We start from the raw sequence: 12,984 nt of genomic DNA, 5'->3' as shown, positions 1-12,984 counted from the left end.
CTCGGCGACCGTCATGCTCCTTCCCTCCCGCAGGGTGGGGTGCCCCAGGGGAACTCCGCTCGGGCTACGCCCTCGCTCCGTTCCCCTGGCTGTGCCCGTCACCCTATCAGTTGTTCAGGAAGAAGCCTAGGAATACACTAATGGTATTATGGTCTTGCTTTGCCATTTCATGTGGGTCTCTAAGCTGGCACAGCCGCTCAAAAGCGACTTTCGCTGCAAATCGCCGGGCGTATGGCATGCACAACTTGCTGAAATCAAGCTGAAATTCACTTACAGGAGGCGATGTTTTCGCGAGGTCCATTCCTGTCCAGACCACGTTGGGATGTTTCTCCGCATAATCTTTCTTGAATTGCTCTACCTCTTCACCAGGGCCAAATTTTTTAACTTGCGTCGCTTCGATGACAGGAGGGACATGGCTGGGTTCCCCCTCAGCGTTCAAGTAAACCTTGACGCGTTCCCCTTCATAATGAAGGATGGCGGGGACTAATGGGACCTTTTCCCTTCGAGACCGGATGCCCAGGAGGCTCAGGAGAAATGGCCAATCCCTCCTGAACGGCTCTTCCGTTTCCCGATTTATAAGAGAATTGCAGGACTGGCAGACCGCATCGTTTAGTTCAAGCGTGCCGCCAAGGCTCGTCGGGAAAATGTGCGAAATGGAGGGTGTCGCTTCTTGCTCGTCTTTGAGGCAATAGATGCACCGAAACTGTGCCATCAAAAAACTCCTGACAAAAATTGAGCCCTCGGAGGTTTTCCGAGGGCTTTTGACCCCTACGCAGGTGCCACGGAACCCGCGCCCGACTATTTTTTTCCGGTCGGTGGCCAGGCCTTATGGCTATTTCCCCGTGGCTTTCGCTCTCGGGTTATGGTCACTCTGCCGAATTACACGGCGGCCCGGCTACGGAGGGGCTGCACTATTTTTGTCATGATATAGGTCATGACCCAGCCCTCCTTTCACTATAGGATACCAAACTCGCACAAAAACTCGCACACAAAATTCTTCCCACGAAAAAACCCACTGGATTTCGAGGTTTCTTAGCCACCCGTCCGGACTGAAAATCCCCGTGTCGGCGGTTCAACTCCGTCCCGTGCCACCATGTCGAATCAAGGGGATGCGCGAGCGTCCCCTTTCGCTCTTTTGCGGATGAGGTTGCCCGGCCCCCATCCGCCGCTCACATTTAAAAGAGCAGGGATTCCGCCTGCCCCGCCGCAATTTCAGCGATAAGAACCGTCTTCGTGCGATTGGCCCGCCTGGAGCGGGATGGAGGGTCGTCATGGCGGACACGAAAATGGAGTTCGGGATCGTCGGGCTGGGCAACATCGGAGGCAATCTGGCCGCGCAGGCCCTGGAGAAGGGCATCCGCGTGGTGGGTTTCGATCGGAAGCGGCCCCCGCAGCCTCTGCTGGACGCGGGGCTGGAGCCGGTTTCGGGGCTGGGGGATTTCCGCCAGAAGCTGGCCCGGCCGCGCGCCGTCTTCCTCTACATCCCGGCGGGGCCCGCCGTGGACGCCGTCCTCCAGGATCTCGGGCCGCACCTGGACGAGGGGGACGTCATCGCCGACGGGGGGAACTCCTACTGGGGGGATTCCATCCGGCGCCAGCGGCGCCTGAGGGAGCGGGGGCTGCGCTTCGTCGACCTCGGAACGAGCGGGGGCCTTGCCGGCGCGAGGCGGGGTGCCTGCTTCATGGCCGGAGGGGAGCGGGAGGCGGTGGCCCGGGTGGAGCCCATCCTCCTCGCGCTCGCCGCCGAGGGCGGCTACGTCCACGCGGGCCCGCCCGGGGCCGGGCACTACGTGAAGCTGGTCCACAACGGCATCGAGTTCGGCATGCTCCAGGCCATCGGCGAGGGAATGGAGCTGCTGGAGCGCCACCGGGACCCTCTCCCGGTGGCCGAGGTCCTGCGCTGCTGGCGCCACGGGTCGGTGATTCGCTCCTGGCTCATCGAGCTGATGGAGGAAGGCTTCCGGGCGAGGGGCGGGCTGAAGGATGTCCCGGCCTACGTGGAGGACACCGGCGAGGTGAACTGGCTCGTCGAGGACGCGCTGCGCATGGAGGTGCCGGTGCCGGTCATCGCCCAGTCGGTGATGCAGCTTTTCCAGTCGCGCGGCCGGAGCAAGGACGCCGCCCGGGCCGTCGCCGTGATGCGCCACGGGTTCGGGAACCATCCCTTCGGGCCGGACGAGTCGGTCGCGCGGAAGCGGCCGGAGAGCCGGGTGGGCAGCTTCCCGCAGGAGTAGCCGGAGACCCGCCACACGGCCGGCAGCGGGCGGGGATTATTCCTCGGCCGCCTTCACCCATCCCCGCGCCGTGTGGACCTTGTTGGGGAGGTGGAGCCATCTCCCGTCGCAGAAGGGGCAGACGGCGGGGTCGGGGATGGGCTGCGGCGGGGCCAGCGGGTCCAGGTCCAGGGCCGTCACCGCGTCCCCGGCGAGGATGTCGCGGTTCACCTTGTACAGCTGCCGTCCGCAGTCCGGGCAGGTCACGACGGTTTGGGACGGGATCATGTGGATTCCCCCCGCGCGGCGGCTCATCACGGAATGCCGGGAAAACAAGAGGGTCACGCACCCTCAAGGAATGTACAGGCCGGTGCGCGGGGCGGCATTCCGGAAAATTCCTCCGGGGAGGCGCTGCCGGGGCGTCTCTTTGACTTTTTGAGGGGAGGATTCATTATGGTGGACTAAATCATCCCATTTTCCCCTCGCCGAGGTGAGCGCCATGCGGATCGCCTTCTATTCGGACATCCACGCGCAGCTCGCACCCCTCCAGGCGGTCCTGGAGGCCGTGGACAAGGAACGGGTGGATTGGGAGGTCGTCCCCGGCGATCTCGTCATGGGAGGGCCCGAGCCGGCCGAGGTGCTCGACGCCCTGATGAAGCGGCCGCGGTGCCTCCCCCTCATGGGGAACTTCGACCGCTGGGTGGTGGACGGAGTGGACCAGGGGCCGAACGATTTCCCGAACCGCAACGACAGCAGCCGCCTCACGCGGGAGCACCTCTCGAAGAAGCACCTCGACTGGCTCAAGGCGCTGCCCCGGTCCCTCGTCCTCACCCCGGAGCTCGGGCACGATCTCCTCGTCTTCCACGGCACCCCGGACGACGACGAGGGGGCGCTCCCCCTCCGCCTCACGGACGAGGAGGTGAAGCAGCGCCTCAAGGGAGCCCGGGCGGAGGTCATGGCCTTCGGCCAGGTGCACGGCCCCTACGTCCGCAAGATCGGCGGCGTCACCCTCATCGCCACGGCCTCGGCCGCCGTGAACTGGGACGGCGACAACCGGCCGGCCTATGTCGTCGCCGAGTACGGCGGCAAGGGCCGGTGGAACATCGAGATCAAACGCGTCACCTACGACTTCGAGGCCCAGGCCAAGAAGAACGAGAGGAGCTGGGACCCGGGCGGGGACAAGCAGGCCAAGACCCTCCGCACCGGGTACTACTGGAATCCCGCCCACATGCCCCACTAGCGCATGAGCGTCCGGGTCGGGGGCCGCGAGCCTCGGGCGTGGAGCGATCAGGTCAAGGACTTCGTGCGCGAGCGCTACGCTCACCTCTGCGCGGCCCGGGCCTATCCGCCCGGCGGGCGGGCGCGCGCCCGCGAGGCGGGCTACCCCGCCGCCTGGGTGGAGGCTCTCCCGGATTCCGTGGCGGAGGCCTACTGCGGGTGCGGATACGCCCTCGAGGAGGTGGAACTCGCGGGGGTGCGCCTGGCGGTGGACCTGGGCTGCGGCGCCGGCCTGGACGCCCGCCTCCTGGCCGAGCGGCTGGGCGGGCGGGGGCGCGTCCTGGCCTTGGACTTCTCCCTCGCCGTGGCCCGCCGCGCCCGCGCGGCGGCGGAGCGGGCGGCCCTCGCCGTGGGGGACATGGAACGTCTTCCGCTCAGGGACGGGATAGCCGACCTCGTGATCGCGAACGCGTCGCTCAACCTGACGGTGGACAAGGAGGCCGCCCTGGCCGAGGCGGCGCGCATCCTCCGAACCGGCGGGAGGCTCGTGGCGAGGGAGATGGTGCGGGCGGGTCCGCTCCCGGCCGAGATCGAGCGGGACTCCTCCGCCTGGAACGCTTCATTGGGCGGCGTGCCCGAAGAAGACGAATGGCGGGCATGGCTGGCCCAAGCCGGCTTCGCCGGGGTGCGCATCTCGCACCACCGGCCCTTCCCGCCGGTCGCCGCGGTGCGAATCGAGGCGGTCAAGGCGTGAGGGGAGGGGAACGACAGAGGCGGGGAGCCGGCTCTTCTCCCTCTCCCGGAGGGGGAGGGGAGCAGTGCAAAGACATCTCTTTTGCTCGCAGCAGACATTTTGGCCTGCTTCAACCGAGGCGGTTCTTTCCCTTCCGCGCGAACCCCGGCTGGAGGGCCGCCCGGCCCGCCGCGCGCTCCCGGGGGATGAACTTCCCGCAGGAGGGCCGCCGGACCTCCTTCCCGTCCCGGATCACCACCTCCCCCCGCACCAGGCACATCTCGATTCGGCCGCTCAGCTCCCAGCCCTCGAAGGGGGTGTAGTCGGACTTCGTGTGCTGGCCGGCGGCGCGGACGGCGGTCCTGGCCTTGGGGTCGAGGACCACGGCGTCGGCGTCCGACCCGACGAGAAGGGCCCCCTTCCGAGGGTAGAGGCCGAGGACGCGCGCCGGGTTCTCGCAGACGAGCTGGACGACGCGCTCGAGGCTCGTCCGGCCCTTGGCGGCGCCCTCGCTGTAGAGGAGCGGCAGGAGGAGCTCGGTGCCCGGCATCCCGTAGGGGGACTCGATGAAGCTCTTCTCCGACTTCTGGGCGGCGGTGTAGGAGGCGTGGTCGCTCCCCACCGTGTCGATGGAGCCGTCCCGGATCCCCTCCCAGAGGACCTCGAGGTGTTCCGCCGTCCGCAGGGGCGGGGCCACCTTGGCCAGGCTGCCCAGGCGGTCCACGATCCCCTCGGTCAGGGTGAGGTACTGGGGGCAGGTCTCGACCACCACGTCCTTCCCTTCGGCCCGGGCGCGGCGCGTCTCGGCCAGCGCCTCCCGGCAGGTCAGGTGCACGATGTAGAGGGGGCAGCCGGCCAGGTCCGCGAGGTGGATGGAGCGCGCCACCGCCTCGGCCTCCACCTGGGGCGGGCGGCCGCGCCGGAGGAACTCCGCCCCGTCCGCCCCCGTGGCGACGGCCCGGTTCTCCAGGTAGTCCACCACCAGGCCGTTCTCGGCGTGGACGAGGACGATGCCCCCGCAGCGCCCGGCCGTCTCCATCGCGGCGTAGGTGTAGTCGTCCGGGACGCAGCGGCCCCAGCCCCGCTTGCGGTAGCCCATCATCACCTTGAAGGAGGTCACGCCCCGGGCGACGGCCTCGGGGATGCCCCGGATGTAGTCGAAGTCCTCGAAGATCCAGGCGTGGAGGGTGAAGTCGATGGGGCAGCCGCCCTCGCCCTCCTCCCGGACGCGGTCCAGGGTGGCGGCCATGGACTCGCCTTCTTCCCCCGTGGCGTAGCCACACAGCGTCGTGACGCCTCCGTGGGCGGCGCTCCGCGCGGTGTCGGCCAGGGTGTCGATGTGGGAGGAGAAGGCCCGGAAGTGGGCGTGGGGGTCCACCGCCCCCGGGAGGACGAGCCGGCCGCTCACGTCCAGGGCCTCGGCGGCGGGCGGGGCCTCCTCCGGCCGGCCGATCCAGGCGACGCGGCCGTCCCGGAAGCCGATCGAGGCCTCCTGGCGGCCGTGGCCCGAGACGAGGGTGCCGCCCGCGAGCAGGCGGTCGAGCGGGCGCGGGGCGGGCTTCGCGGCCATGGCGCCGTCCTCCAGGGAATTTTAAATCACTTTCTCACGAAACCCGCGCCCAGGACCTCGATCAACTCCGCCGCCGCGCCGCGGTTTCAAGGAAGGCGGAACCGGATCTCCCATTCCCCGCGGCGCTGGCCGATAGAGACGGCATAGCCTTCCCCTTCGGCCCAGCGGGCGATGCTCTCGGCGGCGAGGGGATAGTCTACCAGGACGAGAAAGGAATCTCCCCGCTCCGCCTGGCTGACGGCCTCCTGCACTTGGATGAGGGGACCGGGGCAGACATCCCCCCGGAGGTCGAGCGTTTTCTCCGTGGGCATCATTATCTCCTCATGAAGAACACCCGGGTGCCCGCCCAGATGCCTGCCATGATCGAAAGGACCACCAGGAGGCTCGCGGTGGACAGCGCGCCCAGGCCGGTCAACCCGTGACCGATGTTGCAGCCTCCCGCCGCCGCGGCCCCCACCCCCATCAGGAGGCCTCCCAGCAACTGCATCGCCATCCTGCGGGGGTCGGGAGCCCGCCATTTGAATTCCCCGCTCCAGCCGGCCGAGATGAAGGCTCCCAGGGGAACGCCGAGAAGCATCCACATCCCCCAATCCCCATTCGGAGCGTCCCCCGCCGTGATGTAGCGCATCCAGGCGCCGGTCGGCCCCGTGATGCTCAGTCCATATTTTCTTCCGGTAGCCGCGGAGGCCACCCATGCCAGGGCTGCGATGAGGCCGAGGGTGAAACCCGTGCGCGGCCACGACCAGCCGGTGAAAACGCGCGGGCGCGGCGAGCGCCACAGCCACAGCGAGCCCGCCGCCACGAAGAGCGCGAGGAATATGCCCGGCGGGAGCCCCGTCAGGCCGGGCAAACTGCGCCACCCCTGCGGGGCCTCGTAGGCGGACAGAAGCGCGACCCACGGCCGCAGCGGCCCCCAGAAGACGGCGGCAACGCTGATTCCGTAGCCCAGGGCGGCCAGCCAGGAGCCCATCATTCCCTCCCCCACCCGGTACCAAGTGCCCGAGGAGCAGCCGCCTGCCAGGCTGATCCCCACCCCGAAGATGAGCCCGCCGAGGAGAGCAGCCAGCCAGGGAAAGCCGAGCGTACCTATCTCCAGCAGCCCCCCCGCGGCCAGCAGGTGGATGATGGCGGTCTGAATCAGGAGCGCGAGGACGTAGGCGCGGAAGAGGGTGGCGTCGCGGACGAACATGAGATCGCGGAAGGCCGTGTACATGCAGAAGCGGCCCCGCTGGAGGGAGAAGCCGAAGAGGAGACCGACCGGCAAGCCCAAGATCAAGGCGCTCATGCTTGCCGCTCCCATGCCATGCCGCCTCCTTGCACGCGCAATAGGCCGGCCGGACCTCCGTTGGAAACGGCCGCACCCGGCGAAAAATTCCCCTCACCGCCCATTCTCAAGCCCCCGCGCTGGACGGGGAAGGCCCCCCCGCCGTATCCTCCGGGCGTCGCTCCGCCTCCCGATCGGCCGCCGGAAGGAAGGACATGCCCCCCGCTCCGTCCCAGCGGAAGCTGATCCTGCCCGCCGCGATCTCGCTGGCGGCGCTGCTCGCCGCGGCCCTGCTGTGGCTCGCGCAGCGGGAGCTCTCCTCGCTGCCCACCTACGGGGAGGTGCCCGAGTTCAGCCTGACCGACGCCCGGGGACGCCCCGCCGGGAGCAAGGACCTGGCCGGGAAGGTCTGGGTGGCGGACCTCATCTTCACCCGCTGCACCGACACCTGCCCCCTCCAGACGGCCGGGATGGCCCGCCTCCAGGCCGAGTTCGCCGGGGAGAAGGAGCTGCGCTTCGTCTCCATCACCACCGACCCGGCCTACGACACCCCCGCCGTCCTCGCCCAGTACGCCGCGCGCCACAAGGCGGACCTCGCTACCTGGTATTTCCTGACCGGGGAGGAGAAGGAGATCGCCCGCCTGGCGCGGGAGGGCTTCCGCCTGGCCTTCGCCACCCGTAGTTCCCGGCGGGAGGCGCCGCGCGCCCGGCTGGACCGGGCGTGGGCGGCCCTCGCGCCGCGCGCCGCCTTCGCGCACCACGACGAGAAGCACCCCGCCGAGATCAGCCACAGCTCCCGCTTCGTGCTCGTGGACCGCGGCCGCCGCATCCGGGGCTACTACATGAGCGGGGAGCCGGAATCCCTCCAGAAGCTGCGGCGGGACATCCGCAACCTGCTGGGGCGCTGAGCCGCCCTCACCCTCCCTTCAGGATGGCCGCGTAGCCCTCCCGGTAGGTGGGGTAGCGGAAGCGGTAGCCCGAGGCGAGGAGGCGCGCGTTGGAGCAGCGCTTGTTGCCGGGGTCGCTCCGGTACTCCACCGCGGGCCCCACCCAGGGGGGCGGCAGGCCCATCTCCTTCGCCAGCCAGCGCAGCACCTCGCCCCGGTCCGAGGGCTCGTGGTCCACCCCGATGTAGAGGGGCGCGGGGCGCTCGAGCGCCATCAGGTGGCGCATCGCGCCGGCCGCGTCGTCGCGGTGGATGCGGTTGGTGTAGCGGGCGGGACCCTCGGGGCTCACCGCCTTTCCCTCGCGCAGGCTGCGGATGAGGCCCTCGCGCCCCGGGCCGTAGATGCCGGTCAGGCGCAGCACCACTCCCCCGGCCTCGCGCACGAGGCGCTCCCCCTCCAGGAGCAGGCGGCGGGTGTAGGGCTCCTCCGAGACGGGGGAGTCCTCGTCCACCCACTCCCCGTTCTTTTGCCCGTAGACGGCGGTGCTCGAGGTGAAGAGGAAGCGCCCGGGCCGCTGGCCCCGGGCGAGGAGCGCCCCGGTCAAGTTCCGGGGGCCCGTCACGTAGGCCGCCCGGTAGGCCTCCTCCTCCCGGCCGTCCGCCCCGGCGGCGTAGGCCACGGCGCCGATGCCCGGGGGGAGGGAACCGAGCGAGCGCGGGTCGGTCAGGTCCGCCGCGAGGGGGCGGATGGGGGCGGGGAGCCTCGCCGGGTTCCGGGAGAGGCCCCAGACCTCGTGGCCGTCTTTCGAGAGGAGAAGGCCCAGCGCCGCCCCGGTGTAGCCGCACCCGGCGATGAGGACGCGCGCCATCCGGGGCTAGAGGGCCGGGACGCGGCCCGCGAAGAGCTGGTGGATCTCCCGCGGGTGGATGCGGATCCCGGCGTAGAAGGGGCCGAACTCGCCGTACCAGACGCTCGCCTCGTCGAAGCGCATCTCGTACACGAGCTTCTTGAACACGAGGGGATCGCGCGCGAAGAGGTAGACGCCCCACTCCCAGTCGTCGAAGCCGATGCTCCCGGTGATGATCTGCTGCACCCGGCCCGCGTACTTGCGCCCCACGAGGCCGTGGTCGCGCATCATCCGCTGCCGCTCCTCCATGGGGACGGCGTACCAGTTCTTGTGCTCGCCCCGGTGCTTGTTCATCGGGTAGAAGCAGAGGTAGCGGTCCTTGGGGATGGGCATGTAGAGCCGCTCGCGCATGCGCTGGGCCTCCTTGTCCATCCGGTCCTTCCACGCCTCCTTCCACTCCTTGGAGTCGGGCTTCAGGCCCGCCCCCCGCAGCTCGGCGTCGAGCTTCACCGTCATCTCGTAGAGCCCGAGCTCGAGAAACGACAGATAGGAGGTGGCCTCCTCGAGGTACTCCATGAGCCGGAGGCGGCGCAGGCCGAGCTCGGCCTCGTTGAGCGCGTCCAGGGTGCGGCGGAAGTGGAGGACGAGGAGGTCCCCCTTGTGGCCCAGGAGGCTGAACGCGGCGCTCTCGCCCTCGGCGGGCCTGGCGATGCCCTCCAGGTGGGCGGCCGCCTCGGAGAGCACCAGGTGGCGCTCCTCCGGCGGGAGCCGGTTCACGGCGGCCCAGCGCACCCGGAAGATGTGGTGGAGGACGGCCCAGCCCTCGAGGGTCTCGGGCACCTTGACGCTGTCTTGGTCGCTCACGTGGCCGCTTTCTCCCCGGGAGGAGGCTTTCGGGCGGCGGAAGCCGGTATGCAGAGGAATACCCCAAGGCCCGCCGCCGAGGCAAACGGCGGCCCGGCGGGGGATGAGCGTCCTCACCTTCACCTGTAGGGGCGAGGCATGCCTCGCCCCTACGGATGCGCTCGGGGCGTGAAGAGAGTCGCTCAGGGCCCCTTCGGGGGGGATTGAGGCGCCTTCCCGGCCGCGTCGGCTTCCTGGAATATCCGGTGGCAGCTCTCGCAGGCGGCCCGGGCCTCCGCGAGGCGGGCGGCGAGGGCGGTGAAATCCCCCTTTGCGGCGGCGGCCTCGACCTTCTGGGCGGCGGCCGCGAGCTTCCCGCCCTCGGCTGCGTAAAGCTCCTGACGGGCCCCCTGCCGGAAGTCCACGGCCAGGGGCGCCATCTCCCGGAAGCGCGCCGCCAGCTTCCGGATCTCGGCGTGCTTGGCGGGGGGGACGATCTCCCCGTCCAGGCCCAGCGTCAGGGTTTCGCGCCCCAGGCGGTCCATGCTCTGCCGCAGGGCCCGCATGACCTCCTTCAGGCCCTCGTAGCTGAAGTCGAAGGAGAAGGAGGCCCGGTAGCTCCGGCCGGCGGACGCCGCCTCCTCGAGGACGGCCTCCACGGCGTACTTCCCCTTCGGGCCCAGCGCCACGTTGGCGGCGAAGACGGGGTCGGCGCCCGGCTGGCGCTCCAGCGCGAACTCCCGGGACCACTCCTCCCCGGCGAACCCGAGGCGGACCCGGAGAGGAGGGACGGGCGAGGCCGACAGGACCTCGGCCTGGAAGCGGTGGGTGGCCTTCCCCAAGAGCTTGTGTTCTTCCTCCGGGGTGAGCGCCGTGCCGGCCGGGGCCTTGGGGCGGCTGGCGGTGAGGACGACCTCGTAGGGGCCGGCCTGGGCCGTGCCCACCCGCTGGAAGACGTACTGGATTACGTTGGTGTGGTGTGCCGGGGCGGGACGGGCGGGCGCCAGTGCCAGAACGCACCCCAGGCCCAGGGCGGGCAGGAAAACGGGGAGGGCGCTTCGCATGCGGGGGAACCTCACAATCACCTCCGGCGGCGGGTTTTTTTCTTACCAGGGATCGGCCCCTGAGCGCCAGGCGGGGCGTGCCCGGGCGTGGATATCACCCTCGTTTCGCCTTGGCCCGCCCGGCGCTTGAACTTCCCTCGGGAGGGTGCTCTAATTATGCAAGAAAGCGCTCCCAGGGGGCGCTTCCATTTCATTTCCCCACCCGGACGGGGGACATGGGCCCCCATCGGCTCGGGAGGGAGTCCCCTCAGCGGATACGCAGGCCGCAGCGCGTCCCATCTTTTCTTTTTCCCTTGCTGGTCAGGAGAGGACGAACATGCAGAGCAGGCACGCAGCGCTTCATCTGATGGCCGCCGGGATCGTGACCCTCGCTCTCGCCGGCCCGGCCCGGGCGGCGGAGTACAAGGAAGGCGACGTGAAGAGCGGGGGCAGCATCACGGGCGCCATCAAGTTCGAGGGGTCGGCGCCCGAGGGCAAGACCCTCAGCGTCAACAAGGACAAGGAGGTCTGCGGCAAGGCCCCGATCAAGGACGAGAGCCTGGTCGTGAAGGGCGGGGGCGTGGTGAACGCCGTGGTTTCCCTGAAGGACGTGAAGACCGGGAAGAAGTGGGCCGAGATGAAGAAGGCCCAGGTCGACCAGAAGGGCTGCGTCTATCATCCCCGCGTGGTGCTGACCAAGGTGAACGACGACCTGACGGTCCTCAACAGCGACAACATCCTCCACAACATCCACACCTATCCCGAGAAGACGGGCAACCCGGTGGCCAACATCGCCCAGCCCAAGTTCCGGAAGAAGCTCTCCCTCGCCAAGCGCCACTTCGCGAAGCCCGGCGTGGTGAAAATCAGCTGCGACGTGCACGACTGGATGACGGGCTACGCCTTCGTGGCCGAGAACCCCTACGCGGACATCACCGAGGACGGCGGCAAGTTCGAGATCAAGAACGTCCCGGCCGGCACCTACACCCTCGAGATCTGGCACGAGAAGCTGGGCATGAAATCCCAGAAGGTCGAGGTCAAGGGCGGCGCCGCCACCACGGTGAACGTCAGCCTCAAGTAACCGTTTCGCGCGCGGAACGCGCCGGGCGGCGGGTTGCCTCCGCCGCCCGGTTTTTTTCCCCGCATCGTCTGGATGGCCCCGCCTAGCGCTTCCGCTTCCTCCTCCGCGCCAGCTTGAGAACGGCCCCGCCGATGCGCTCGGCCTCCGCCTCGGTGTTGAGATAGTGGATGGAGGCCCGGATGGCCGGAGGGTCCGCGTCCACCGAGCGGAGCACCACCTTGTGCCGCCCGAGGAGGGCGTTCACCGCCTCCTCCGCCTTCACCCCCCGCACCCGGAAGCTCACGAGGCCCGACTGCGCCGGCCCGGCCGGGGAGAGCACCTCCACCCCCTCGTCCGAGCGGAGGATCTCGAGCAGCCTCCCCGCGAGGGAGGCCACGCGGGCTTCGATGGCGGCGGGGCCGGCCTGGAGGCAGCGGGCCACGGCCGCGCGCAGCCCCGCGAAGAGAGCGGGACTCACCGTGGCCACCTCGAAGCGGGCGGCGCTCTCGTGGGGGAGATAGGTGAGGGTCGGGAGGGCCTTCTCCTTGGCCGAGCGGTAGCCCGCCGCGGCTTCCCGGATGCGGCGCTGGAGGCCTTTCTTCACGAAGACCGCCCCCGTGCCCTGCGGCCCCATGAGCCACTTCTGGCCCGACAGCGTGTAGACGTCCGCCCCGAGGGCGGGCGCGTCCACCGGCATCTGGCCCACCGACTGGGCGCCGTCCACCACCAGCAGGGCGCCCACCTTGCGGCAGCGCAGGGCGATCTCCTTGAGGGGCAGCCGCCGGCCCGTGAGCCAGGCGACGTGGCTCATGCAGACCGCCCGCGTCTGGGGCCGCAGCAGGGAGTCCAGCCGCCCGAGCAGCTCCTTGTCGCTCGCCCCCGTGGGCAGGAGGCGCACCTTCACCCGCCGCCGGTCGCGCCAGACGAGCCAGGGCAGGTAGCCGCCGGGGTGCTCGAGGTCGCTCACGATGACCTCGTCCCCGAGCCGCCATTCGATCCCCGCCGCCGCAAGGTTCACCCCCGAGGTGGTGTTGTCGGCGAAGGCGATCTCGTCCTCGCCGGCGGCCATGAGCTCGGCCACCTCCTTCCGCAGCGCGGCGAAGAGGGCGCGCCCCTCCTCGCGCACCTTGGGGTGGAAGGGCCCCAGGGCCGCCTCCCGCTTGAGGACGCGGTCCACCTCCCGGAGCACCGGGAGCGGGGAGGGCCCGCTCCCGCCCCAGTTGACGTAGATCTGCCGCCGCAGGGCGGGCATCTGGGCCCGCATCCTGCGAATCACGTCCGGTGTGAGCTTCATGTGATCCTCGCCCTC

The 12,984-nt window shown here is 69.6% G+C and carries 14 protein-coding genes; 5 read left to right on the top strand and 9 right to left on the bottom strand.

Annotated elements, in window-relative coordinates:
- Window positions 1–106 precede the first annotated feature (106 nt).
- Window positions 107–712, bottom strand: a complete 606-nt coding sequence (locus tag HYZ11_06010; protein ID MBI3127138.1) for a hypothetical protein — start codon at window positions 710–712, stop codon at window positions 107–109.
- Window positions 713–1,271: 559 nt separating this feature from the next.
- Between HYZ11_06010 and gnd the strand changes: the two genes are divergently transcribed.
- On the top strand, window positions 1,272–2,234 hold the full coding sequence (gene gnd / locus HYZ11_06005) for a decarboxylating 6-phosphogluconate dehydrogenase (protein MBI3127137.1): 963 nt from the start codon (window positions 1,272–1,274) through the stop codon (window positions 2,232–2,234).
- Between the two features lie 36 nt (window positions 2,235–2,270).
- Here the strand turns inward: gnd and HYZ11_06000 are convergent, their stop codons facing one another.
- Complete coding sequence (locus HYZ11_06000) at window positions 2,271–2,501, bottom strand: hypothetical protein (protein ID MBI3127136.1); 231 nt, start codon at window positions 2,499–2,501, stop codon at window positions 2,271–2,273.
- Window positions 2,502–2,712: 211 nt separating this feature from the next.
- Here HYZ11_06000 and HYZ11_05995 point away from each other — a divergent pair, with 211 nt between their 5' ends.
- A complete protein-coding gene (locus tag HYZ11_05995) occupies window positions 2,713–3,453 on the top strand; it encodes a metallophosphoesterase family protein (protein ID MBI3127135.1) in 741 nt (246 codons plus the stop codon).
- Window positions 3,454–3,456: 3 nt separating this feature from the next.
- Window positions 3,457–4,185, top strand: coding sequence for a methyltransferase domain-containing protein (locus tag HYZ11_05990; GenBank protein ID MBI3127134.1), 729 nt, complete (start codon window positions 3,457–3,459; stop codon window positions 4,183–4,185).
- Between the two features lie 109 nt (window positions 4,186–4,294).
- Here the strand turns inward: HYZ11_05990 and HYZ11_05985 are convergent, their stop codons facing one another.
- The 3 genes from HYZ11_05985 to HYZ11_05975 all read right to left on the bottom strand — a co-directional run bounded on the left by HYZ11_05985 (window position 4,295) and on the right by HYZ11_05975 (window position 7,019).
- Entirely contained in the window at window positions 4,295–5,734 is a 1,440-nt protein-coding gene (locus tag HYZ11_05985; protein ID MBI3127133.1) for an amidohydrolase family protein, read from the bottom strand.
- Window positions 5,735–5,820: 86 nt separating this feature from the next.
- Window positions 5,821–6,045 (bottom strand): sulfurtransferase TusA family protein, encoded by a 225-nt coding sequence (locus HYZ11_05980; protein ID MBI3127132.1) that lies wholly within the window; start codon window positions 6,043–6,045, stop codon window positions 5,821–5,823.
- 2 nt (window positions 6,046–6,047) lie between these two features.
- The gene (locus tag HYZ11_05975) at window positions 6,048–7,019 is read right to left on the bottom strand and encodes a YeeE/YedE family protein (protein MBI3127131.1); all 972 of its coding nucleotides are present in this window, start codon (window positions 7,017–7,019) and stop codon (window positions 6,048–6,050) included.
- A 194-nt stretch (window positions 7,020–7,213) separates the two neighbouring features.
- On the opposite strand from HYZ11_05975, the gene HYZ11_05970 reads away from it, so the two are divergent.
- Window positions 7,214–7,906: an SCO family protein gene (locus HYZ11_05970; protein MBI3127130.1), complete on the top strand. Its 693-nt coding sequence runs from the start codon at window positions 7,214–7,216 to the stop codon at window positions 7,904–7,906.
- Window positions 7,907–7,913: 7 nt separating this feature from the next.
- On the opposite strand, the gene HYZ11_05965 is transcribed toward HYZ11_05970, so the two are convergent.
- From HYZ11_05965 to HYZ11_05955, 3 genes are all read right to left on the bottom strand, one after another.
- Window positions 7,914–8,753, bottom strand: coding sequence for an SDR family oxidoreductase (locus HYZ11_05965; protein MBI3127129.1), 840 nt, complete (start codon window positions 8,751–8,753; stop codon window positions 7,914–7,916).
- Between the two features lie 6 nt (window positions 8,754–8,759).
- Window positions 8,760–9,572: a heme-dependent peroxidase gene (locus HYZ11_05960; GenBank protein MBI3127128.1), complete on the bottom strand. Its 813-nt coding sequence runs from the start codon at window positions 9,570–9,572 to the stop codon at window positions 8,760–8,762.
- A 206-nt stretch (window positions 9,573–9,778) separates the two neighbouring features.
- The gene (locus HYZ11_05955; protein ID MBI3127127.1) at window positions 9,779–10,639 is read right to left on the bottom strand and encodes a cytochrome c; all 861 of its coding nucleotides are present in this window, start codon (window positions 10,637–10,639) and stop codon (window positions 9,779–9,781) included.
- Between the two features lie 316 nt (window positions 10,640–10,955).
- Between HYZ11_05955 and HYZ11_05950 the strand changes: the two genes are divergently transcribed.
- Window positions 10,956–11,696, top strand: coding sequence for a hypothetical protein (locus HYZ11_05950; protein ID MBI3127126.1), 741 nt, complete (start codon window positions 10,956–10,958; stop codon window positions 11,694–11,696).
- Between the two features lie 82 nt (window positions 11,697–11,778).
- Here HYZ11_05950 and HYZ11_05945 read toward each other — a convergent pair whose 3' ends face one another.
- Window positions 11,779–12,969, bottom strand: a complete 1,191-nt coding sequence (locus HYZ11_05945; protein ID MBI3127125.1) for an aminotransferase class V-fold PLP-dependent enzyme — start codon at window positions 12,967–12,969, stop codon at window positions 11,779–11,781.
- Window positions 12,970–12,984: the final 15 nt, after the last annotated feature.

The sequence above is a fragment of the Candidatus Tectomicrobia bacterium genome, assembly GCA_016192135.1.
Taxonomy (GTDB): domain Bacteria; phylum UBA8248; class UBA8248; order UBA8248; family UBA8248; genus 2-12-FULL-69-37.
Note: the sequence above shows the minus strand (reverse complement) of the source record. Positions and strands in the feature narration are given on the sequence as shown.

Excerpts from the sequence above, each read along its gene's own strand:
- HYZ11_06010 (MBI3127138.1), bottom strand. The coding sequence starts at position 712 with ATGGCACAGTTTCGGTGCATCTATTGCCTCAAAGACGAGCAAGAAGCG.
- gnd (MBI3127137.1), top strand. The coding sequence starts at position 1,272 with ATGGCGGACACGAAAATGGAGTTCGGGATCGTCGGGCTGGGCAACATC.
- HYZ11_06000 (MBI3127136.1), bottom strand. The coding sequence starts at position 2,501 with ATGATCCCGTCCCAAACCGTCGTGACCTGCCCGGACTGCGGACGGCAG.
- HYZ11_05995 (MBI3127135.1), top strand. The coding sequence starts at position 2,713 with ATGCGGATCGCCTTCTATTCGGACATCCACGCGCAGCTCGCACCCCTC.
- HYZ11_05990 (MBI3127134.1), top strand. The coding sequence starts at position 3,457 with ATGAGCGTCCGGGTCGGGGGCCGCGAGCCTCGGGCGTGGAGCGATCAG.
- HYZ11_05985 (MBI3127133.1), bottom strand. The coding sequence starts at position 5,734 with ATGGCCGCGAAGCCCGCCCCGCGCCCGCTCGACCGCCTGCTCGCGGGC.
- HYZ11_05980 (MBI3127132.1), bottom strand. The coding sequence starts at position 6,045 with ATGCCCACGGAGAAAACGCTCGACCTCCGGGGGGATGTCTGCCCCGGT.
- HYZ11_05975 (MBI3127131.1), bottom strand. The coding sequence starts at position 7,019 with ATGAGCGCCTTGATCTTGGGCTTGCCGGTCGGTCTCCTCTTCGGCTTC.
- HYZ11_05970 (MBI3127130.1), top strand. The coding sequence starts at position 7,214 with ATGCCCCCCGCTCCGTCCCAGCGGAAGCTGATCCTGCCCGCCGCGATC.
- HYZ11_05965 (MBI3127129.1), bottom strand. The coding sequence starts at position 8,753 with ATGGCGCGCGTCCTCATCGCCGGGTGCGGCTACACCGGGGCGGCGCTG.
- HYZ11_05955 (MBI3127127.1), bottom strand. The coding sequence starts at position 10,639 with ATGCGAAGCGCCCTCCCCGTTTTCCTGCCCGCCCTGGGCCTGGGGTGC.
- HYZ11_05950 (MBI3127126.1), top strand. The coding sequence starts at position 10,956 with ATGCAGAGCAGGCACGCAGCGCTTCATCTGATGGCCGCCGGGATCGTG.
- HYZ11_05945 (MBI3127125.1), bottom strand. The coding sequence starts at position 12,969 with ATGAAGCTCACACCGGACGTGATTCGCAGGATGCGGGCCCAGATGCCC.